The sequence below is a fragment of the Streptomyces chromofuscus genome (assembly GCF_015160875.1).
Lineage (GTDB): Bacteria > Actinomycetota > Actinomycetes > Streptomycetales > Streptomycetaceae > Streptomyces > Streptomyces chromofuscus.
Map to the genome: position 1 here is coordinate 4,429,367 of NZ_CP063374.1, position 21,347 is coordinate 4,450,713.

The 21,347-nt window shown below is 72.8% G+C and carries 15 protein-coding genes and 1 pseudogene; 15 read left to right on the forward strand and 1 reads right to left on the reverse strand.

Features of this window, described 5'->3' with window-relative positions; translation table 11 throughout:
• Positions 1 to 77 precede the first annotated feature (77 nt).
• From ssd to IPT68_RS20005, 7 genes and pseudogenes are all read left to right on the forward strand, one after another.
• On the forward strand, positions 78 to 1,181 hold the full coding sequence (gene ssd, locus IPT68_RS19975) for a septum site-determining protein Ssd (RefSeq protein ID WP_189695731.1): 1,104 nt from the start codon (positions 78 to 80) through the stop codon (positions 1,179 to 1,181).
• On the forward strand, positions 1,178 to 2,413 hold the full coding sequence (locus IPT68_RS19980) for a TadA family conjugal transfer-associated ATPase (protein WP_228039777.1): 1,236 nt from the start codon (positions 1,178 to 1,180) through the stop codon (positions 2,411 to 2,413). Before ssd ends, IPT68_RS19980 begins: the two co-directional genes overlap by 4 nt.
• Positions 2,406 to 3,266: a type II secretion system F family protein gene (locus IPT68_RS19985; RefSeq protein ID WP_228039778.1), complete on the forward strand. Its 861-nt coding sequence runs from the start codon at positions 2,406 to 2,408 to the stop codon at positions 3,264 to 3,266. The genes IPT68_RS19980 and IPT68_RS19985 overlap by 8 nt, the downstream gene beginning before the upstream one ends.
• On the forward strand, positions 3,263 to 4,048 hold the full coding sequence (locus IPT68_RS19990; protein ID WP_189695730.1) for a type II secretion system F family protein: 786 nt from the start codon (positions 3,263 to 3,265) through the stop codon (positions 4,046 to 4,048). The genes IPT68_RS19985 and IPT68_RS19990 overlap by 4 nt, the downstream gene beginning before the upstream one ends.
• Before the next feature lie 115 nt (positions 4,049 to 4,163).
• On the forward strand, positions 4,164 to 4,373 hold the full coding sequence (locus IPT68_RS19995; protein ID WP_189695729.1) for a DUF4244 domain-containing protein: 210 nt from the start codon (positions 4,164 to 4,166) through the stop codon (positions 4,371 to 4,373).
• Positions 4,360 to 4,725, forward strand: a pseudogene (locus tag IPT68_RS20000) (TadE family type IV pilus minor pilin); the annotation flags it as partial. The gene IPT68_RS19995 and the pseudogene IPT68_RS20000, both read left to right, overlap by 14 nt.
• A gap of 112 nt (positions 4,726 to 4,837) precedes the next feature.
• Positions 4,838 to 5,218, forward strand: a complete 381-nt coding sequence (locus IPT68_RS20005) for an Rv3654c family TadE-like protein (protein WP_189695727.1) — start codon at positions 4,838 to 4,840, stop codon at positions 5,216 to 5,218.
• Between the two features lie 245 nt (positions 5,219 to 5,463).
• Here IPT68_RS20005 and IPT68_RS20010 read toward each other — a convergent pair whose 3' ends face one another.
• Entirely contained in the window at positions 5,464 to 8,085 is a 2,622-nt protein-coding gene (locus IPT68_RS20010) for a DEAD/DEAH box helicase (protein WP_228039779.1), read from the reverse strand.
• A 79-nt stretch (positions 8,086 to 8,164) separates the two neighbouring features.
• On the opposite strand from IPT68_RS20010, the gene bldG reads away from it, so the two are divergent.
• The 8 genes from bldG to tmk all read left to right on the forward strand — a co-directional run bounded on the left by bldG (position 8,165) and on the right by tmk (position 21,193).
• Complete coding sequence (gene bldG, locus IPT68_RS20015) at positions 8,165 to 8,506, forward strand: anti-sigma factor antagonist BldG (RefSeq protein ID WP_189695726.1); 342 nt, start codon at positions 8,165 to 8,167, stop codon at positions 8,504 to 8,506.
• A gap of 102 nt (positions 8,507 to 8,608) precedes the next feature.
• Positions 8,609 to 9,049: an ATP-binding protein gene (locus IPT68_RS20020; RefSeq protein ID WP_189695725.1), complete on the forward strand. Its 441-nt coding sequence runs from the start codon at positions 8,609 to 8,611 to the stop codon at positions 9,047 to 9,049.
• Positions 9,050 to 9,367: 318 nt separating this feature from the next.
• Positions 9,368 to 11,779 carry a sodium-translocating pyrophosphatase gene (locus IPT68_RS20025; protein ID WP_189695724.1) on the forward strand — a complete coding sequence of 804 codons (2,412 nt, stop codon included), beginning with the start codon at positions 9,368 to 9,370 and terminating at the stop codon, positions 11,777 to 11,779.
• A gap of 193 nt (positions 11,780 to 11,972) precedes the next feature.
• Positions 11,973 to 12,563, forward strand: a complete 591-nt coding sequence (locus IPT68_RS20030) for a small secreted protein (RefSeq protein ID WP_189695723.1) — start codon at positions 11,973 to 11,975, stop codon at positions 12,561 to 12,563.
• Between the two features lie 38 nt (positions 12,564 to 12,601).
• A complete protein-coding gene (locus IPT68_RS20035) occupies positions 12,602 to 14,122 on the forward strand; it encodes a DUF7059 domain-containing protein (RefSeq protein WP_189695722.1) in 1,521 nt (506 codons plus the stop codon).
• Positions 14,123 to 14,460: 338 nt separating this feature from the next.
• A complete protein-coding gene (locus tag IPT68_RS20040; RefSeq protein ID WP_189695721.1) occupies positions 14,461 to 14,658 on the forward strand; it encodes a hypothetical protein in 198 nt (65 codons plus the stop codon).
• A gap of 265 nt (positions 14,659 to 14,923) precedes the next feature.
• On the forward strand, positions 14,924 to 17,776 hold the full coding sequence (gene topA, locus IPT68_RS20045; RefSeq protein ID WP_189695720.1) for a type I DNA topoisomerase: 2,853 nt from the start codon (positions 14,924 to 14,926) through the stop codon (positions 17,774 to 17,776).
• 165 nt (positions 17,777 to 17,941) lie between these two features.
• Positions 17,942 to 21,193 (forward strand): dTMP kinase, encoded by a 3,252-nt coding sequence (gene tmk / locus IPT68_RS20050; protein ID WP_189695719.1) that lies wholly within the window; start codon positions 17,942 to 17,944, stop codon positions 21,191 to 21,193.
• Positions 21,194 to 21,347 lie beyond the last annotated feature (154 nt).

A 21,347-nucleotide genomic window follows, 5' to 3' on the forward strand; every position in this document is an offset into this window, starting at 1 on the left:
CTTCACACGTATGCGAATCGCGGGGCCGCAGGGGCTGCGCGAGTGAAGCGGACAAGCAGCGAAGGGGGAAGGAAACCGTGGCCGGAACCGTCACACACGATCCGCCGTCCGCCGCCGGAGGGCGGCCGGGCCGACCGCTGATCGTCACCGAGGACGCCGACCTGCTCGACGACCTGCTGCGCCTGTGCGCGGCGGCCGGAGCCACACCGGAGGTCCATCACACCGTGCCCGACCGCGCCGGCGGCTGGGACACAGCGCCGCTGGTCCTGGTCGGGGACGACGCCGCGCGACGCGTCCGCGGAGCCGCGCGCAGACGAGGGGTGGTGCTGGTCGGCCGCGACCAGGACGACCCCGGCGTGTGGAAACGCGCGGTCCAGATCGGCGCCGACCACGTTCTGATGCTGCCCGACGGCGAGCAGTGGCTGGTCGACCGGATCGCCGACGTCACCGAGGGCGTCGGCAGGCCCGCGCTCACCGTCGGCGTGATCGGCGGCCGGGGCGGATCCGGAGCGTCCACGCTCGCCTGCGCGCTCGCCGTCACCTCCGCGCGTGAGGGACTGCGCACCCTGCTCGTGGACGCCGACCCGCTGGGTGGCGGACTCGACGTACTCCTCGGCGGCGAGACCGCCGAAGGTCTGCGCTGGCCCGCCTTCGCCGCCTCGCGCGGCCGGGTCGGCAGCGGTGCCCTGGAGGAGTCCCTGCCCCAGCTGCACTCGCTGCGGGTGCTCAGCTGGGACCGCGGCGACTGCGTCGCCATCCCGCCGCAGGCCGTAAGGGCGGTGCTGGCCGCGGCCCGGCGCCGGGGCGGCACGGTCGTCGTCGACCTGCCGCGGCGGATCGACGACGGAACGGCCGAGGCCCTGGCCCAGCTCGACATCGGGCTCCTCGTGGTCCCCGCCGAACTGCGCGCGGTCGCGGCGGCGGCCCGAGTGGCGTCAGTGGCCGGCATGCTGCTGCGCGATCTGCGCGTGGCGGTGCGCGGGCCGTACGCGCCCGGCCTCGACGACCGTGAGGTGGCCCGGCTGCTCGGCCTGCCGCTGGCCGGCGAGGTGCCCGTCGAGGCCGGGCTGCTGCGCCCGGCCGAGGGCAGGACACCGCCCGGCGCGGACGGGCGCGGCCTACTGGCCCGGTTCTGCCTCGAGTTCTGGGAGCGGGCGCTGGTCGAGGCGGGTGCGGCATGAGCGCCGTGGCGAGGCCCCTGCTGGACGGGGTGCGGCAGTGGCTGGCCGAGAGCGGCGCCGAGCCCACACCCGCGCGCGTGGCGCAGGCCCTGCGCGAGCAGGGCCGGGTGCTCGGCGACGCGGAAGTCCTGGGCGCGGCCGAGCAGTTGCGGTCGGAGCTGGTCGGCAGCGGTCCACTGGAGCCGCTGCTCGCCGATCCCTCGGTCACGGACGTGCTGGTCTCCGCGCCGGACCGGGTGTGGGTCGATCGGGGCGGCGGCCTTGAATTGACGTCCGTGTCCTTCGCGGACGCGGCGGCCGTCCGGCGCCTCGCGCAGCGGCTGGCCGCGGTGGCCGGGCGGCGCCTGGACGACGCCCGGCCGTGGGTCGACGCCCGCCTGCCGGACGGCACGCGACTGCACGCGGTGCTGCCGCCGGTCGCCGTCGGCAGCACGTGCCTGTCGCTGCGAGTCGTCCGCCCGCGCGCGTTCACCCTCGACGAACTGGTGGCGGCGGGCACGGTGCCGCCGGGCGGGGACCGGGTGCTGCGGGCGTTGCTTCGGGCGCGGTTGTCCTTCCTGATCAGCGGCGGCACGGGCACCGGGAAGACGACCCTGCTCAGTGCGCTGCTCGGGCTGGTGAGGCCGGACGAGCGGATCGTGCTCGCGGAGGACTCGGCGGAACTGCGGCCGGACCATCCGCATGTCGTGCGGCTGGAGACGCGGCCCGCGAACCAGGAGGGCGCCGGTCTCGTGACGCTGGAGGACCTGGTCCGGCAGGCGCTGCGGATGCGGCCCGACCGGCTCGTGGTCGGCGAGGTGCGCGGGGCCGAGGTGGTGCATCTGCTGGCCGCGTTGAACACCGGCCACGAGGGCGGTTGCGGGACCGTCCACGCCAACGCCGCCGCCGACGTCCCCGCCCGCCTGGAGGCCCTCGGTACGGCGGCCGGGCTCGACCGGGCCGCCCTGCACAGCCAGTTGGCGGCGGCGCTGTCGGTCGTACTGCACCTCGTGCGGGACCGGACCGGGACACGGCGGATCGCCGAGGTGCACGTGCTGGAGCGGGACGACTCCGGGTTGGTGCGGACGGTGCCCGCCCTGCGGTGGGGCGCGGAGGCCTTCGCGCGGGAGCGGGGGTGGGGGCGGCTGCGGGAGCTGCTCTGTGGTGGCGGCTGGGGACCGGGGCTCGCGGAGGACGAGGGGGGACTGCCCGCGTGGCAGGGACCGGGAAGGAGCGGTGAGCGGCATGGGTGAGACGGCGATGAGCGCGGCCCTGGTGTGCGCCGGGGCGGCCGCGTGGGTGATGAGCGACCGGCACTCCGGCGCACGACGGGCGCGACTGCTGCTGGCCGGCCCCGGCGTGGTGGGCAGTGGTCCTCCGGCAGGGCGGCGGTGGGTCGACGAGCTGCGGCGGGCCCGGGGGCGGCTGCGCGTCGAGTGGTGGGCGCCGGTCGTCGGGCTGGTGCTCGGGGTGCTCGGGTCGTCGGCGCTGCCGGTCGTCGCCGGGGCGGCCGGGGTGCCGGTGCTGCGGCGGGTGCGGCTCGCCGGCGAGGCACGGCGGGCGCGGGAGCGGCGGGGCGATGCGGTGATCGCGCTGTGCTCGGCGCTCGCCGGGGAGGTGAGGGCCGGGCGGCAGCCGGGCGAGGCCCTGCTGCGGGCCGCGCGGGACTCCGGTGGGCTCGGTGAGGGGCAGGCGGCGGTACTGGCGGCGGCACGGTTCGGCGGGGACGTGCCGGAGGCGCTCGCGGTGGCGGCCCTGCAGCCGGGAGCCGACGGGCTGCTGGGGCTGGCGGCGTGCTGGCGGGTCGCGGTCGACCGTGGCGCGGGTCTCGCCGCCGGACTCGACCGGCTGGAGGCCGCCCTGCGGGCGGAACGCGACCAGCGCGCCGAGGTGCGGGCCCAGTTGGCGGGATCCCGTTCCACGGCGGTGATGCTCGCCGCGCTGCCGGCGCTCGGCATCCTCCTCGGCACCGCGCTCGGCGCCGACCCGCTGCACGTGCTGCTGCACACCGGCGCGGGGCTGGGCTGCCTGCTGCTGGGCGCGGTGCTGGAAGGCGTGGGTCTGTGGTGGGCGCTGCGCATCGTGCGGGGAGCGGAGGCGGCGTGAGCGCGGAAGTTGTCCACAGGCTGGGGGTGGCCCTGGGGGCGGTGCTGGCCGTGGTGTGGGTCGTGCGCTGGGCGACGGGCGTACGCCGGGAACGCCGGGTGCGCAGGCGGCTGGCCGAGCTGCTGGACTGTGCGGCCACCGTCCCGGGTCGGCGCTTCGTGGCGGCGGACTCCGTACGGCGCTGGTGGCCGACGGCCGCCGTGGTCGGTGCCGGGTGGGTGCTGGTCGGCGGGGGCGTCGGTGTCGTCGTGGGGCTGGTCGCCGCGGTCGGGGTGTGGCGGTGGCGCCGACGGCGGACGACGGCAGCCACGAGCGAGTCTCTCGACCCGCGTGAGGCCACCCGGCAACTGCCGCTCGCCGCCGATCTCGTGGCCGCCTGCAGTGCGGCCGGTGCCGGTCCGGTGATCGCCGCGCAGGCCGTGGGCGAGGCCCTGGGCGGTCCGGTCGGGGAGGCGCTGGCGCGCGGGGCGGCGCAGGTTCGGCTCGGTGGTGAACCGGCCGAGGCCTGGCGCGGGTTGGCCGCCACGCCGGGCGCCGACGCCCTGGCCCGGCTGCTGGAACGGGCCGACGTGTCGGGACTCCCCGCGGCGGCACCGGTCGCGCGGATCGCGGCGGACGCTCGCGCCGACTGGGCCCGCGGCGCCACGGCACGGGCACGCCGAGCGGCGGTGATGGTCACCGCGCCCGTCGGGTTGTGCTTCCTGCCCGCCTTCGTCGCGGTCGGTGTGCTGCCCGTGGTGATCGGGCTGGCGGGTGGGGTGTTGGGAGGGGGCGGCGGATGAGGGGTGGGTGAGGACGGGAGTGCGGTCTGCCCAGGACGGACGGCTCTTGAGCGACGACGGATCTTGAATCAACGAACAGCTGCGATCAACAAAACGGAACCTCACAGGGGTTGAGATGAGCAAGGCGGTGCGGGCACGCGTGCGTGCTCTGGTGTGGCGGATGCGGGGCACCCGGAAGGATGCGGGGATGGTCACCTCCGAGTACGCGGTGGGGATCGTCGCGGCGGCGGCCTTCGCGGTGCTGCTCTACAAGGTCGTGACGAGCGGGCAGGTCAGTGCGGAACTGCAGAACATCGTCAAGGACGCCCTCAATGCGCGGATGTGAGTGGCGGGGGCGGGGCGCGGACCGGGGCTTCGTGACGGCGGAGGCGGCGCTGGTCCTGCCCGTGCTGGTGATGTTCGCGATGGGGCTGGTCTGGGCGCTGCTCGTGGTGGCCGCGCAGATCCAGTGCGTGGACGCGGCCCGGACGGGCGCCCGCGCGGCGGCCCGGCAGGACCCGCACGACGCGGTCGTCGAGGTGACCCGCGAGGCGGCGCCACGCGGGGCGAAGGTCACGATCAGCCGGGAGGGCGACCGGGTCCGGGTCGTGGTCGTGGCCAGGGCACCGGTGCTGGGCCGGCTGTCGTACGAGCTGCGGGAGGAAGCCTTCGCGGTGGCCGAGGAGGCCGTGGCGGAGGAAGCCGTCGCGGCGGCGGAGGAGGAGGCCGTGGCGGAGGGGACGGCGGCCGGGCGGGGGCCGGTGGCCGGGCGGGGGCCGGTGGCCCAGGGGACGACGGTGGAGGTGGCAAGTGAGAGGAGGTGACGGGGACCGGGGGTCCGCCACCGTCTGGAGTGTCGGTGCGATCGCCGTCCTGTGTGTCGTGTTCGGGGTGATCCTCGCGCTGGGGCAGGCCGCGGTGACCCGGCACCGCGCGGCCGGCGGCGCGGATCTCGCGGCGCTCGCTGCGGCGGACCACTGGGCGGAGGGCACCGAGGCGGCATGCGCCCGGGCGGCAGGGGCGGCGGGGGCGCAGGGCACGCGGCTGGTGCGGTGCGTGGTGGTGGGCGAGATCGCGGACGTGACAGCGGCGTCGGGAACAGGGCCGTTCACCGTGGAGGTCAGGGCCCGGGCGGGTCCTCCGGAGGCGGTGACGCCGACCCCGGGCGAGGGTTCTTCGGTTGTCCCGTAGCCCAACGGGTCGGCCCTGGGGGCCTCCGGGTGCCGAGTTGCCCTCGGGCCGGCCCTGAGACCTTCGGGCTCCCCCATGGGCCCCGGGCTGTCCTTGAGGTTCCGCCGGCCGCCCTTTACGGCTTCGCGCTGTCCCTTAAGGCCCCTCCCCGCTGCCCTTCGGCCCTGGACTGTTCCGAGGCTTCTCCGACTACTGCTGAGGCCGGCGGTCGACGCCTTCGGCTCTGTCGGCGTCCCTTCCGGCACCTACCGCCCCGTCGGCGTCCCTTCCGGCCCCTCCGGTTCCACTGACCTCTCCGGCAATGGCCCCTGCTCCTCCATTGACCCCTCCTGCTCCACAGGCTCCTCCGGCTGCGTCTCCTCCAGCGTCGGCGGCGTCCCTACCGCCCCCTCCGGCTCCTCCCGCCCCGTCGGCCGCCCCTCCGCCGCGCCCCGCAGCAGCACCGTCAGGAGTCGCACGGCACCCCGCTTGTGCAGCGGATCGTTGCCGTTGCCGCACTTGGGGGACTGGATGCAGGACGGGCAGCCGCTGTCGCACTCGCAGGACGCGATGGCCTCGCGGGTGGCGGTGAGCCAGGCCTGGGCAGTGTGGAAGGCGCGTTCCGCGAAGCCCGCGCCGCCCGGGTGGCCGTCGTAGACGAAGACCGTCGGCAGGAGCGTGTCGGGGTGCAGAGGGATCGACACGCCGCCGATGTCCCAGCGGTCGCAGGTCGCGAAGAGGGGCAGCATGCCGATCGACGCGTGCTCGGCGGCGTGCAGGGCGCCACCGAGGATCTCGGGGCCGATGCGGGCCTCGTCCAGCTGGTCCTCGGTGACCGTCCACCACACGGCGCGCGTGCGCAGGGTGCGCGGAGGGAGGTCGAGTTTGGTCTCGCCCAGCACCTCGCCGGTGATGAGGCGGCGGCGGAGGAAGGAGACGACCTGGTTGGTGACCTCGACCGAGCCGTAGCAGAGGCGGCCCTGGCCCCATGGCACCTCGACGTCCGTCTCCAGGACGGAGATCGTCGTGGTGTCGCGGGCCACCGTGGAGTACGGCGGGCTCGCCTCCTCGACCAGGGCGACCGAGTCGTCCAGGTCGAGGGAGCGCACGAGGTAGGTGCGGCCCTGGTGGAGGTGGACGGCGCCCTCGTGGACGGTCGTGTGCGCGGCGCCCGCGTCGACCGTGCCCAGCAGACGGCCGGTGCCCGCTTCGACGATCTGGACGGGCCGGCCGCCCTCGCCCCGGATGTCGGCCAGATCGGCGGCCCGCTCCCGGCGCGTCCAGTGCCAGGCCTTCGTCCGGCGGCGCAGCAGTTTCGCGGCCTCCAGCTGCGGCAGCAGCTCCGCGCAGGCGGGGCCGAACAGCTCCAGGTCGTCCTCGACCAGGGGAAGCTCCTCGGCCGCCGCGCACAGGTGGGGCGCGAGGACGTACGGGTTGTCGGGGTCGAGGACGGTCGATTCCACCGGCCGGTCGAACAGGGCCTCCGGATGGTGGACGAGGAAGGTGTCCAGCGGGTCGTCGCGGGCCACCAGGACGGCCAGCGCGCCCTGCCCGGAGCGGCCCGCCCGGCCCGCCTGCTGCCAGAGGGAGGCGCGCGTGCCCGGGTAGCCGGCGATCACGACCGCGTCCAGGCCGGAGACGTCGACGCCCAGCTCCAGCGCGGTGGTGGCGGCCAGGGCGAGCAGTTCGCCGGAGTGCAGGGCGCGTTCCAGGGCGCGGCGCTCCTCGGGGAGGTAGCCGCCCCGGTAGGCCGCGACACGCCGGGACAGGGAGCGGTCGATCTCCATGAGCCGCTCCTGGGCGATCACGGAGATCAGCTCGGCGCCGCGCCGGGAGCGTACGAAGGCGACCGTACGGACGCCCTGGAGCGTGAGGTCGGTGAGCAGGTCGGCGGTCTCGGCCGTGGCGGTACGGCGGACGGGGGCGCCCTTCTCGCCCTGGAGCTCGGTGAGCGGGGGCTCCCACAGGGCGAAGACCAGCTCCCCGCGCGGGGAGGCGTCGTCGGCGACCTCCACGACCGGGAGGCCGGTGAGGCGGCGGGCGGCCACGGCCGGTTCGGCGGCGGTCGCGGAGGCGAGCAGGAAGACCGGCGAGGAGCCGTAGCGGGCGCACAGGCGGCGCAGGCGGCGCAGCACCTGGGCGACGTGCGAGCCGAAGACGCCGCGGTAGGTGTGGCACTCGTCGATGACGACGTACTTCAGCGCCTTCAGGAAGGAGGCCCAGCGGGGATGGGAGGGCAATATGCCCCGGTGCAGCATGTCGGGGTTGGTCAGGACGTAGGTCGCGTACTGGCGGATCCACTCGCGTTCCTCGAACGGGGTGTCGCCGTCGTACACGGCCGGGCGTACCGCCTGGCCCAGAGGACGCGAAAGGTCCTTCACGGCTCGGCACTGGTCCGCCGCGAGGGCCTTGGTGGGGGCGAGGTAGAGGGCGGTGGCACCGCGGCCGTTCGGGGCCTCGGAGCCGTCCAGGAGCGTCGAGAAGACCGGGACCAGGTACGCCAGGGACTTGCCGGACGCCGTGCCGGTGGCGACGACCACTGATTCGCCGTTCAGCGCGTGCTCGGCGGCCCGCGCCTGGTGGGCCCACGGGTGTTCGATGCCCGCGGCGCGCACCGCGGCGAGCACCTCGGATCGGATCCGGTCCGGCCAGACTGCATGCCGACCCGCGCGCGGGGGCAAGTGCTCCGTATGAGTGATGCGCGAAGCCCTGTTCGGTCCCGAGGCGAGCCGGTCCAGGACCGTGCCCGGCGTGGGGCGGGATGCGGTGTCCGTCGGGTGTCGATCGGATCGGTGATTCTTGGCCATCGGCACCGAGTGTGTCACCGGCGTGACGGACAATGGGTCCAAGGCGTCGTGCACGCCTGCCGGTAAGTGATTGAATGCCATCGCGGCTGGCGAACCGTCCTGGGGGATCTGCCGAGATGTCCTGAGGACGACCGCTCGATAGCAAGGTGCTGGAGGATCCGTGGACCTGTCCCTGTCGACCGAGACCATCGGCGATCGCACGATCGTCAGGGTCGGTGGCGAAATCGACGTATATACCGCGCCCAAGCTGCGCGAGCAGCTGGTCGAGCTGGTGAACGACGGCAGTTTCCACCTCGTCGTCGACATGGAGGGCGTGGACTTCCTCGACTCCACCGGGCTCGGCGTGCTGGTCGGTGGCCTGAAGCGGGTGCGTGCCCATGAGGGCTCCCTGCGCCTGGTCTGCAACCAGGAGCACATTCTGAAGATCTTCCGCATCACCGGCCTCACCAAGGTGTTCCCGATTCACACCTCGGTCGAGGAAGCGGTAGCGGCCACCGACTGATCACCGACCCGGGCCGTGAGCCCGGGTCGGCAGATGTGAAGACGGGGGCTGGGCTTTCGGCGGCCCGGCCCCCGAGCACGCCCGTAGCTCCGAGGGGGATGCATGGCCACCGTCGAACTCCGCTTCAGCGCGCTGCCCGAGCACGTCAGGACCGCCCGACTGGTGGCGGCCGCGGTGGCACGCAGGGCCGGAGTGGACGAGGCCGTCCTCGACGAGGTCCGGCTCGCCGTCGGCGAGGCCTGCTCCCGTGCGGTCGGACTGCACCAGGTCAGCGGCATCACGGCGCCGGTGAAGGTGTCGCTGATCGAGGAGGAGAAGCTGTTCTCCATCGAGGTCGGCGACGAGGCGCGGCACGCTCCGACCGGGGTCCGGACGTCCGGCGCCGCCGCCGACGACCCCGACGCGGAGGCCGAGGAGGACGAGATGGGCCTCGCGGTCATCAGCGGCCTGGTCGACGACGTCGAGGTCACCGCCGGGGAGCACGGCGGGCTGATCCGTATGACCTGGCCGACCACGCCGCCGCCGACCGGGGTGCTCCCCTGACGCCGTCACCCCACTGGAGTAATCCTTCCCGAGGGCCCTGCTGAGCAGGGCCCTCGTTGTTTTTCGCCCGGAGCGGGCCCGGTTTCGTGAAGTAATTCACGATCAGTGGTGGATCAATTGGCTGATGAGCGGCCCCGTATTTCGATCAAGCTGCCACGCGTCGAGGGCATTACCACTTTCGGGTTCGGTGGCTTCCTGCGATCATTTGCGGTGAAGCAAGGGACGACGAATTCCGCTTGCCGCGCCCTGTTTAGATCAGGACCGGCTCCCTACAATCCGTCCACATCTTGAGCTCAGCCCAAGCGTCAAGGAGGACGAATGGCGGGGCTTTCTACCCCTCATCGGTTGGACCATCTGGACCACTCCACAACCTTCGCAGCCGCAGTGCTGACCGACGGCAACCGTGTCATGGTGATGGTCATCGCGGCCGTCGCCCTGGCCGCTCTCGTGGTCGCCGGCGTGCTGCTGCGCCAAGTGCTCGCGGCAGGCGAGGGCACCGACAGCATGAAGAAGATCGCGGCGGCCGTCCAGGAAGGCGCCAACGCCTACCTGGCCCGGCAGTTGCGCACGCTCGGCGTATTCGCCGTCGTCGTGTTCTTCCTGCTCATGCTGCTGCCCGCGGACGACTGGAATCAGCGCGCCGGACGATCGGTGTTCTTCTTGATCGGCGCGGCGTTCTCGGCGGCCACCGGCTATATCGGCATGTGGCTCGCCGTGCGCAGCAATGTGCGGGTAGCCGCGGCCGCCCGGGAAGCGACTCCGGCGGAGGGTGAGCCGGAAAAGGATCTCACCCTCGTGTCGCACAAAGCCATGAAGATCGCTTTCCGTACGGGCGGCGTCGTCGGAATGTTCACGGTGGGCCTCGGTCTGCTGGGCGCCTCCTGCGTGGTGCTGGTCTACACGGCCGACGCGCCGAAGGTGCTGGAGGGCTTCGGCCTCGGGGCGGCCCTCATCGCCATGTTCATGAGGGTGGGCGGCGGCATCTTCACCAAGGCCGCCGACGTCGGCGCCGACCTGGTCGGCAAGGTCGAGCAGGGCATTCCGGAGGACGACCCGCGCAATGCCGCGACGATCGCCGACAACGTGGGCGACAACGTCGGCGACTGCGCGGGCATGGCGGCCGACCTGTTCGAGTCGTACGCCGTGACGCTGGTCGCCGCGCTGATCCTGGGCACGGCGGCCTTCGGCGACTCGGGTCTGGCGTTCCCGCTGCTGGTGCCCGCGATCGGTGTGGTCACCGCGATGATCGGCATCTTCGCCGTGGCCCCGCGGCGCGCCGACCGCAGCGGGATGAGCGCGATCAACCGCGGCTTCTTCATCTCCGCGGTGATCTCGCTCGCGCTGGTGGCCGTGGCCGCCTTCGTCTACCTGCCGTCGTCGTACGCCGAGCTCGACGGCGTCACCGATGACGCGATCCTGGCCAAGGACGGCGACCCGCGGATCCTCGCGCTCGTCGCGGTGGCCATCGGCATCCTGCTCGCCGCCGTGATCCAGCAGCTCACCGGCTACTTCACCGAGACCAACCGGCGCCCGGTGAGGGACATCGGCAAGACCTCGCTGACGGGCCCGGCCACCGTCGTCCTCGCCGGCATCTCCGTCGGCCTGGAGTCGGCCGTCTACACCGCCCTGCTGATCGGCCTCGGCGTCTACGGGGCCTTCCTGCTCGGCGGTACGTCGATCATGCTGGCGCTGTTCGCGGTCGCGCTGGCCGGTACCGGTCTGCTCACCACGGTCGGGGTGATCGTCGCCATGGACACCTTCGGGCCGGTCTCCGACAACGCGCAGGGCATCGCCGAGATGTCCGGTGACGTCGAGGGCGCGGGCGCGCAGGTGCTCACCAACCTGGACGCGGTCGGCAACACCACCAAGGCCATCACCAAGGGCATCGCCATCGCCACCGCCGTCCTCGCGGCCTCGGCGCTCTTCGGGTCGTACCGCGACGCGATCACCACCGGCGCGCGGGACGTCGGCGAGAAACTCAGCGGTGAGGGCTCGCCGATGACGCTGGCGATGGACATCTCCCAGCCCAACAACCTCGTCGGACTCATCGCGGGCGCGGCGGTCGTCTTCCTCTTCTCCGGACTGGCGATCAACGCGGTCTCGCGGTCGGCGGGTTCGGTCGTGTTCGAGGTGCGGCGGCAGTTCCGGGAGCGGCCCGGGATCATGGACTACACCGAGAAACCGGAGTACGGAAAAGTCGTCGACATCTGTACACGGGACGCGCTGCGGGAGCTGGCCACACCGGGTCTGCTCGCGGTCATGGCGCCGATCTTCATCGGTTTCACGCTCGGAGTCGGCGCGCTCGGCGCCTATCTGGCGGGCGCGATCGGGGCAGGCACGCTGATGGCGGTGTTCCTCGCCAACTCCGGTGGCGCCTGGGACAACGCCAAGAAGCTCGTCGAGGACGGCCACCACGGCGGCAAGGGCAGCGAGGCGCACTCCGCGACGGTGATCGGCGACACGGTCGGCGACCCCTTCAAGGACACCGCCGGCCCGGCGATCAACCCGTTGCTGAAGGTGATGAACCTGGTCGCGCTGCTCATCGCGCCCGCGGTGATCAAGTTCAGCTACGGCGACGACGCGAGTCTCGGCGTACGGATCCTGATCGCCGTCCTCTCCCTGGTCGTGATCGTCGGGGCGGTGTACGTCTCCAAGCGGCGCGGCATCGCCATGGGAGACGACGAAGCGGAGCCGACCGCCAAGTCGGCGGAGTCGGCGGTGGTTTCGTAGCTCGTCGCACCCGGCTCGATCCAAAGGGCGGGCGGGAGGCGCGCATTGACGCGTCACCCGCCCGCTCCGTCGTGTTCACGCCCGTGCCGTGAGCCTTCTCTCTCCTGGTGCAAATGACTGCAATAAGGTGAATATCGGACCTTAGTCGTGCGTTTGTTGTTCGCATGGCGTGTATGTTCCGGGGCCGAGAGCCATGGAAGGGACCAAACCGGTGAACAAGAAGCTCGCGGCCGCACTGTCCGGCGGTGCGGTACTGGTACTGGCGCTGTCGGGATGTGCCGGCGACGACAGCAACGAGAAGCTGGACGCCTGGGCCAAGCAGGTCTGCGACGCCGTACAGCCGCAGGCCAAGAAGATCGCGGCCGCCAACTCCGCGATCCAGAAGGAGACCTCGGACAACAGCACGCCGGAAGAGGTCCAGAAGACCGACGCGCAGGCCTTCCAGGACATGTCCGACGCCTACAAGGCGATCGGCGCCGCCGTGAACAAGGCCGGGGCGCCCGACGTCGAGAACGGCGCGAAGAAGCAGCAGGACGCGGTCAAGGAACTCAACGGCATCTCCTCGTCCTACGCCTCGCTGAAGAAGCAGGTCGACGCCCTGGACACCAAGGACCAGGCCAAGTTCGCCGACGGGCTCAAGGAGATCGCCACCGAGCTGGACAAGCTCAGCCAGAGCGGCAACGACGCGCTGACCACCCTGGAGGAGGGCGAGGTCGGCCAGGCGATGGCCCGGCAGGAGACGTGCAAGAGCGCGACGTCCGCGCCGTCGGCCACCCAGGGCTGACGTTCGCGGCGACCGTGGCGCCCGGTCACAATGGGGGCGTGAGCCACGCCAGCCTCTCCGCCCTGCCCGCCACTGATCGTCCCGATGTCACCGCGCGGCTGCGGGACGCCCTCCTCGGTGCCTCGTTCACCGCCGACGGACTGCTCGAACTGCTCGGCGCCCCCGCCTACGCGGCGCTCGCGCGCAGCGAGATCGTCCCCGCCCTCCGGGCGACGCGCGGTGACACCCCGCTGGAGATGCTCGTACGGCTGTTCCTGTTGCAGCAGCCCGTGCCGCACGTGCGCGTGGAGGGCGTCCTGCCCCTCGCCGAGTGCCTGGAGGGCGGGTGGCTCAGGCGCGCCGGCGGCGACGAGGTCGCGGCGACCGTGGACGTACGGCCGTACGGCGGGCTGGACGGCGAGGACTGGTTCATCGTGTCCGACCTGGGCTGCGCCGTCGGCGGTGCCGGAGGCATCGGGCGCCGGGAGGAAGGCGTGGTGCTGGGCGTCGGCGGCGCGTCGACGACGCTCGCCGGGATCACGGTCCGTACGCCCGTCTCCTCGGCCCTCGATCTGGGCACCGGCTCCGGCATCCAGGCGCTGCACGCCGCGCAGCACACCACGCGCGTGACGGCGACCGACGTCAACCCGCGCGCGCTGCACATCGCCGCGCTCACCCTGGCGCTGTCCGGCGCGCCGGCCGCGGACCTGCGTGAGGGCTCGCTCTTCGAGCCGCTCACGGCCGACGAGAAGTTCGACCTGATCGTGTCGAACCCGCCCTTCGTGATCTCTCCCGACGCCCGGCTGACCTACCGCGACGGCGGCATGGGCGGGGACGATCTGTGCCGAACGCTCGTTCAACGGGCGGGTGAGCGGCTGAACGAGGGCGGGTTCGCGCAGTTCCTCGCCAACTGGCAGCACGTCGAGGGGGAGGACTGGCAGGAGCGGTTGCGGTCCTGGGTGCCGCACGGCTGCGACGCGTGGATCGTGCAGCGCGAGGCGCAGGACATCACGCAGTACGCCGAACTGTGGCTGCGCGACGCGGGCGACCATCGGGGGGACGTGGCCGAGTACCAGGCGCGGTACGACGCCTGGCTGGACGAGTTCGAGGCGCGCAAGGTGCGGGCGGTCGGGTTCGGCTGGATCACCCTGCGCAAGCGGGGCGCCGCGGTGCCCTCGATCACCGTGGAGGAGTGGCCACATCCGGTCGAACAGCCGCTCGGTGAGACGGTCCGGGCGCACTTCGAGCGGCTGGACTATCTGCGGTCGCGGGACGACGCGGCACTGCTGGAGGAGCGCTTCCGGCTGGCCGTCGAGGTGGTGCAGGAGCAGGTCGGGCTGCCCGGGGCCGAGGATCCCGAGCACGTCGTGCTGCGCCAGAACCGGGGAATGCGGCGGGCCACCAAGGTGGACACGGTGGGCGCGGGATTCGCGGGCGTGTGCGACGGGTCGTTGACCGCGGGGCGGATTCTGGACGCCATCGCGCAACTGGTCGGCGAGGACCCGGTGCTGCTGCGGGACCGGACTCCGGCGCAGATCCGGCTACTGGTGGAGCAGGGGTTCCTCGAGCCGGCGAAGTGAGCCCAGGGGCGCCTGGGGGTCGTGGGACTTGAGGAAACAGGACTGGCAAGGGGCACCCGCAGCCGCCCTGCGCGCCCGCGCGGCCCGAGGGCGTCGATCATCCCCAGGGCGTCGATCATGGCCGGAAGACACCGGACCGTGCTCTGAGGACGGTCCTCGGGAAGTGGCTGAAAAAATTTTCGAAGATCTCCGACAGGGTCGCATTCGACCATGGCCGAAAGCAGACGCACAGCCTTGTCGGCCTCGCGTTCACGTCAGGTTCGCCTGGAGGCAGCCCGTGCGTGTCAACCTCCCGGGGAGTGGACACCCGCCGATCGGGAAAAGGGGCACGCGAAGCCATGGAGAGCGGACCGGCAATCTTCGCGGGAGTGGTGTTCGCCCTGTTCGGAGGCGCCCTGCTGGTGTGGACGGTGACCCGGGTGCGCCGTCGTGAGCCGGTCGCCGTCGGTGTGAACCCGGTCGCATCGGCGACCCTCGCGGGCATCGCCGCGGTGATCGCGCTGACCCTCGGGGCGTGGTGCCTCACCCAGGTCTGACGACCGAGGACGCGTTCCACCTGGGGGTAATCGGTAGGACACGCTCCGGATCGACCCGCTCGGGTCGGTGGACACGCCGGGCGGCAGGAATGGCGGTAGTCGGGTTACCGTTCGAGTGGCCGTTGCGGGCTTTTCCCGTTTGACACGGGGGCGGGATGTACCGTCACACTCCGCAGCGTCACCAGCGAGTGAGCCATCGAAGGTGCCGTGACCCCGGGAGCAAGGCCTGGGGAGGCCCCAGCGTCGACCGGAGAGAAGAGCGAAGTTGTCCCCGACCAGCGAGACCGCACAGGGCGGCCGCCGACTCGTCATCGTCGAGTCGCCTGCCAAGGCGAAGACGATCAAGGGCTACCTCGGCCCCGGCTACGTCGTCGAAGCGAGCGTCGGGCACATCCGCGACCTCCCCAACGGCGCGGCGGAGGTGCCGGAGAAGTACACCGGCGAAGTCCGCCGCCTCGGTGTGGACGTCGACCATGACTTCCAGCCGATCTACGTGGTCAACGCCGATAAGAAGGCCCAGGTCAAGAAGCTCAAGGACCTGTTGAAGGACTCCGACGAGCTCTACCTCGCCACCGATGAGGACCGCGAGGGCGAGGCCATTGCCTGGCACCTGCAGGAAGTGCTCAAGCCCAAGGTCCCGGTCAAGCGGATGGTCTTCCACGAGATCACCAAGGCCGCGATCCAGGCCGCCGTCGCCAACCCGCGCCAGCTCAACCAGAAGCTCGTCGACGCCCAGGAGACCCGCCGCATCCTCGACCGCCTCTACGGCTACGAGGTCTCGCCGGTGCTGTGGAAGAAGGTCATGCCGCGGCTGTCGGCGGGCCGCGTCCAGTCGGTCGCCACGCGCCTCGTGGTCGAGCGGGAACGCGAGCGCATCGCCTTTCGTTCGGCTGAGTACTGGGACCTGACGGGCACCTTCGCGACCGGCCGCGCGGGGGACCCCTCGGACCCGTCGTCGCTGGTCGCCCGCCTGCAGACCGTCGACGGCAGGCGCGTCGCGCAGGGCCGCGACTTCGACTCCCTGGGACAACTCAAGAGCGCGAACACCCTCCACCTCGACGAGGCGAACGCCCGCGCCCTCGCCGCCGCCCTGGAGGACACCCGGTTCTCCGTCCGGTCGGTCGAGTCCAAGCCGTACCGCCGCTCGCCGTACGCCCCGTTCCGTACGACGACGCTCCAGCAGGAGGCCAGCCGCAAGCTCGGCTTCGGCGCGAAGGCCACCATGCAGGTGGCGCAGAAGCTGTACGAGAACGGCTACATCACCTACATGCGTACGGACTCCACGACCCTGAGCGACACGGCGGTCGCCGCCGCCCGCGCCCAGGTCACGCAGCTGTACGGCGCCGACTACCTGCCGGACCGGCCGCGGACGTACGCCGGGAAGGTCAAGAACGCGCAGGAGGCGCACGAGGCGATCCGACCGTCGGGTGATCGTTTCCGCACCCCCGCCGAGACGGGGCTGACCGGCGACCAGTTCAAGCTGTACGAGCTGATCTGGAAGCGGACCGTCGCCTCCCAGATGAAGGACGCGACCGGCAACAGCGTGACCGTCAAGATCGGCGGCACCGCGGCCGACGGTCGGGACGTCGAGTTCAGCGCGTCCGGCAAGACGATCACCTTCCACGGCTTCCTGAAGGCGTACGTCGAGGGCGCCGACGACCCGAACGCCGAGCTGGACGACCGCGAGCGCCGGCTGCCGCAGGTCGGCGAGGGCGACCCGCTGACCGCCGAGGAGATCACCGCCGACGGGCACGCGACCAAGGCGCCGGCCCGCTACACCGAGGCGTCGCTGGTCAAGGAGCTCGAAGAACGCGAGATCGGCCGCCCGTCGACGTACGCCTCGATCATCGGCACGATCCTCGACCGCGGCTACGTGTTCAAGAAGGGGACGGCGCTCGTCCCGTCCTTCCTGAGCTTCGCCGTGGTCAACCTCCTGGAGAAGCACTTCGGGCGGCTCGTCGACTACGACTTCACCGCCAAGATGGAGGACGACCTCGACCGCATCGCGCGCGGTGAGGCGAAGGCGGTGCCGTGGCTGAAGCGGTTCTACTTCGGTGAGGGCACCGTGGCGGGCGTGGCCGCCGACGCCGGCAACGGCGACGGGGACCACCTCGGCGGCCTCAAGGAGCTCGTGACCGACCTGGGCGCCATCGACGCGCGCGAGGTGTCGTCGTTCCCGGTGGGCAACGACATCGTGCTCCGCGTCGGGCGCTACGGCCCGTACATCGAGCGCGGTGAGAAGGACACCGAGCAGCACCAGCGCGCCGACATCCCGGCCGACCTGGCGCCGGACGAGCTGACCGTCGAGCTCGCGGAAGAGCTGCTCGCCAAGCCGAGCGGCGACTTCGAGCTGGGCACGGACCCGGCGACCGGCCACACCATCGTCGCCAAGGACGGCCGCTACGGGCCGTACGTCACCGAGATCCTTCCCGAAGGCACGCCCAAGACCGGCAAGAACGCCGTGAAGCCGCGCACGGCTTCGCTGTTCAAGACGATGTCGGTGGACACGGTGACGCTGGAGGACGCCCTCAGGCTGATGTCGCTGCCGCGTGTCGTCGGCACGGACGCGGAAGGCGTCGAGATCACCGCGCAGAACGGGCGCTACGGGCCGTACCTGAAGAAGGGGACGGACTCGCGCTCGCTCCAGTCGGAGGACCAGATCTTCACGATCACGCTGGAGGAGGCGCAGGCGATCTACGCCCAGCCGAAGCAGCGTGGCCGCGCGGCCGCCAAGCCGCCGCTGAAGGAGCTGGGCGAGGACCCGGTCAGCGGCAAGCCGGTGGTCGTCAAGGACGGGCGCTTCGGTCCGTACGTCACCGACGGCGAGACCAACGCGACCCTGCGGTCCGGCGACAGCGTCGAGACGATCACGCCGGAGCGCGGCTTCGAGCTGCTCGCCGAGAAGCGCGCCAAGGCGCCCGCCAAGAAGACGGCGAAGAAGACCGCCGCCAAGAAGGCACCGGCGAAGAAGACCACGGCCGCCAAGAAGACGGCCGCCAAGAAGACCACCACGGCCAAGAAGGCGACGGCCGCGAAGACGACGAGCGCGAAGACGACGGCCGCCAAGAAGACTGCCGCCAAGAAGGCGACGGCTTCTCAGGTGACGTCGGAGGACTGAGCCGGGAGGCCGGCGCACCGGGCCGCTCCCGCGTCCTCGTCGGCAACCGCGTTGCCTCCACCGCGCGTTCACGCATCCCGCACCCCGGCACCACATCGGTGCCGGTGCGCGCGGACGTTCGGGCAGACGCACTGGAGTGTCGGTGCGGCCCGATAGGCTGAAAGCATGACGCGAGCCGAGCAGCCAACGGCCCATCACCCGGCCCCCGACGACGCCCTGGTCGCGGACTCCCGCGAGCGTGCCGTGCGCGCGCTGCTGCGCCGACCACAGCTGAAGCGGCTGTGGAGCGCGCAGCTCGTCAGCGGCATCGGCGACGTCCTCGCGCTCCTGGTGCTGGTCCTCCTCGTCCTGCAGGCGGCGATCGCCGAGGGGTCGTTCGGCGGCGGGTACCGCGGCGTGGCGCTCGCGGTGGCGGCCGTCTTCGGGGGGCGCATCCTCGCGACCCTGCTCTTCGGTGCCGTGCTCCTCGGCCCGCTGTCCTCCCTCACCGCGCAGGACGGCCCGCTCGACCGCCGCTGGACCATGGTCGGCGCGGACGGTCTGCGGCTCGCGCTGCTGATCGTCGCCCCGCTGTGGATCGACTGGACGCCGGACGACGCGCTCACCGTGCTGCTGGTGACCGTGTTCGTCACCGGTGTCGCCGAGCGCTTCTGGACGGTGTGCCGCGAGAGCGCCGCCCCCGCGCTGCTGCCCGGACCGCCGCCGGAGGGCGCGACGGTCCGGCCGCTGCCCGACCACATGGACGCGCTGCGCCGCCTGTCGCTGCGGACGACGTTCGTCACCGTGCCCCTCGCGGGCGCCGCACTGGTCGTCGCCGCGCTGTTCAACAACCTCCTCGGCGCCGGCATCGACTGGTTCGCCCAGCACCAGGCGGCCCTCGTCTCCTACGTCGCGGCGGGTCTGTTCGCCGCGTCGCTGTCCGTGCTGACCTTCCTGGAGGTGCCCGGCACACGCACCCCCCGCGCGCGGTCCCCGCTGGAGGGCCTGCGCCGCCCCCGGGCGACAGAAGGCGCCGACAAGGGCCGTACGGGCGCGATGCCGCTGCTGGTGCTCGCCTGCGCGGCCGTCGCCGGCGCGGTGGCCGCCGCCGTCGCGGTGTCCGTGCTGCACGCCAAGGACCTGGGCGGCGGCCCGGTGACGTACGGGCTGCTGGTGTGCCTGCTCACCGGCGGTGTCGCCGTCGGTGTCCGCACGGCACCGAAGGTGCTCGTGTCGCTGTCGCGGCGCCGGATGCTGGCGCTGGCGATCGCCTTCACCGGGCTCGCGCTGCTGGCCGCCGGGCTCGTCCCGGACGTCTCCACCGTGCTGCTGATCGTCGCGCTGGCCGGTGTCGGCGCGGGCGTGGCCGCCAACACCGGGCACGCGCTTCTCGACCAGGAGGCCGAGGACTTCCGGCGGCCCCGGACGACGGAGCACCTGCACGCCGTGGTGCGGGTCTTCGTGGCGCTGGGCGCGCTGATCGCGCCCCTGGTCGCGGCTCTGATCGGGCCGCACCGGCTGGAAAACGGCAAGTTCGTGTTCGCGCACGGCGGCGCGGCGTTCACGCTGATGCTGGTCGGCGCGCTGCTGCTGCCGGTGGCGGCCCTGGTGCTGGCCAAGCTCGACGACCGCTCCGGCGTGCCCTTGCGGCAGGACCTGCGCCACGCGCTGCTCGGCGGCGACGATCCGGAGCCGACGCCCGTCGCCTCCGGGTTCTTCATCGCCCTGGAGGGCGGCGACGGCGCCGGGAAGTCCACCCAGGCCGAGGCGCTCGCCGAGTGGATCAGGGGCAAGGGCCACGAGGTCGTGCTGACCCGTGAACCCGGGGCGACGCCGGTGGGCAAGCGGCTGCGGTCCATCCTGCTGGACGTCTCCAGCGCCGGGCTCTCGCACCGCTCGGAGGCGCTGCTGTACGCGGCGGACCGCGCCGAGCACGTGGACACCGTGGTGCGGCCGGCGCTGGAGCGCGGCGCGGTCGTGATCTCCGACCGGTACATCGACTCCTCGGTGGCCTACCAAGGGGCGGGTCGCGACCTGTCCCCGACCGAGATCGCCCGCATCAACCGCTGGGCGACCCACGGGCTCGTCCCGCATCTGACGGTCCTGCTGGACGTCTCGCCGGAGACCGCGCGGGAGCGGTTCACGGAGGCTCCGGACCGGCTCGAGTCGGAGCCGGCCGAGTTCCACGCGCGCGTGCGCTCCGGCTTCCTGACGCTGGCCGCGGCCGACCCCGGGCGGTACCTGGTGGTGGACGCCGGGCAGGAACCCGAGGCCGTCACCACCGTGATCCGGCACCGGCTCGATCAGCTGCTGCCGCTGTCCGAGGCCGAGGTGAAGGCCCAGGAGGAAGCGCGCCGCAAGGCCGAGGAGGAGGCCCGCCGCAAGGCCGAGGAAGAGGCCGCCCGCAAGGCCGAGGAGGAGCGCCTGGAGCGGGAGCGCCAGGAGCAGCTCGCCCGGCTGCGCGCCGAGGAGGAGGAGCGCAAGCGGCGCGAGCTGGAGGAGGCGCAGCGGCGCGAGGCCGAGCGGCAGGCGGAGGAGGCCCGGCAGCGGGCCGAGGAAGCACGCCGCCGCGCAGAGGAGGAGCGGGCCCGGCTTCTCGCCGAGGAGCAGGCGCGGGCCGAGGAGGAAGCCCGCCGCAAGGCGGAGGAGGAGCGGCGCCGGCACCAGGCCGAGGAGGAGGCCCGGCTGCGCGCCGAGGCCGAGGAGCGCCGCCTGGAGAAGCAGCGCAAGGCCGAGGAGGCGCTGCTGCGGGCCGAGGAGGCACGCCGGGCGGCTGAACAGGCCGCGGCGGCAGCGGCGGCGGGCCCCCGGCCGGCGGCTCCGGCGACGCCCGCGGTGCCGCAGGACGCGGCGACCGTGCCCACGCCCGTGGTGACGCCGACGAACGCTTCGGGCGGGCCCGTGGAGGACACGGCCGTACTGCGGCCGGTACGGCCCGGGACCGAGGGGCCGGACGCCGGTGCCGGCGCCGGTGGGTCCGACGCCGAGGTCACCGCCGAACTTCCGCAGCCGGGTGCTGCTTCGCGCGCGGCGGACGAGACGGCCGTGCTGCCGGCTGTCGGGCCCGCCGGTGCGGGGGCGGGGGAGCCGTCGGGTGCCGCCGACGAGACCGCCGTACTGCCGCCGGTCGTGCCCGGGGCCGCGGACGAGACCGCGGTGCTGCCTCCCGTGCGGGGTGAGGACCCTGCCGACCGGGTGCCGCCGGGCTTCTTCCGGAAGGAGCCGTCGGGTGCGGCTACGGACGGCACCGAAGACCGTACGCGGGAGCTGCCACAGCTCGACACCGACGGCAGGCCGAAGCGGCGGCCGCGGCCGGACTGGGCCGAGGAGACCCCGCTGGACGACCTGCCGTCGCTGGCCGACGAACTGCTCGGACCGCACGAGGACGACGAGTACGGCGACGAGCAGGGCAGGCGGGGCAAGGGGCGTGGGCGCTGACGCACGTCGGCGCAGCCGATGGTTCGAAAGGCCGGAAGGCCGGAGGGACCGGGGGCTGGGAAGCCTGAGAGGGTCGGAAAGCCCGAGGGGCCGTTCGTCGTCAGTCGGGGCCCGCACGGTGGGTGGAGGCGTGCCGCGCGGGCTGTGACGGAGG

Excerpts from the sequence above, each read along its gene's own strand:
- IPT68_RS19980 (WP_228039777.1), top strand. The coding sequence starts at position 1,178 with ATGAGCGCCGTGGCGAGGCCCCTGCTGGACGGGGTGCGGCAGTGGCTG.
- IPT68_RS19985 (WP_228039778.1), top strand. The coding sequence starts at position 2,406 with ATGGGTGAGACGGCGATGAGCGCGGCCCTGGTGTGCGCCGGGGCGGCC.
- IPT68_RS19995 (WP_189695729.1), top strand. The coding sequence starts at position 4,164 with ATGAGCAAGGCGGTGCGGGCACGCGTGCGTGCTCTGGTGTGGCGGATG.
- IPT68_RS20010 (WP_228039779.1), bottom strand. The coding sequence starts at position 8,085 with ATGGCATTCAATCACTTACCGGCAGGCGTGCACGACGCCTTGGACCCA.
- IPT68_RS20020 (WP_189695725.1), top strand. The coding sequence starts at position 8,609 with ATGGCCACCGTCGAACTCCGCTTCAGCGCGCTGCCCGAGCACGTCAGG.
- IPT68_RS20025 (WP_189695724.1), top strand. The coding sequence starts at position 9,368 with ATGGCGGGGCTTTCTACCCCTCATCGGTTGGACCATCTGGACCACTCC.
- IPT68_RS20030 (WP_189695723.1), top strand. The coding sequence starts at position 11,973 with ATGGAAGGGACCAAACCGGTGAACAAGAAGCTCGCGGCCGCACTGTCC.
- IPT68_RS20040 (WP_189695721.1), top strand. The coding sequence starts at position 14,461 with ATGGAGAGCGGACCGGCAATCTTCGCGGGAGTGGTGTTCGCCCTGTTC.
- tmk (WP_189695719.1), top strand. The coding sequence starts at position 17,942 with ATGACGCGAGCCGAGCAGCCAACGGCCCATCACCCGGCCCCCGACGAC.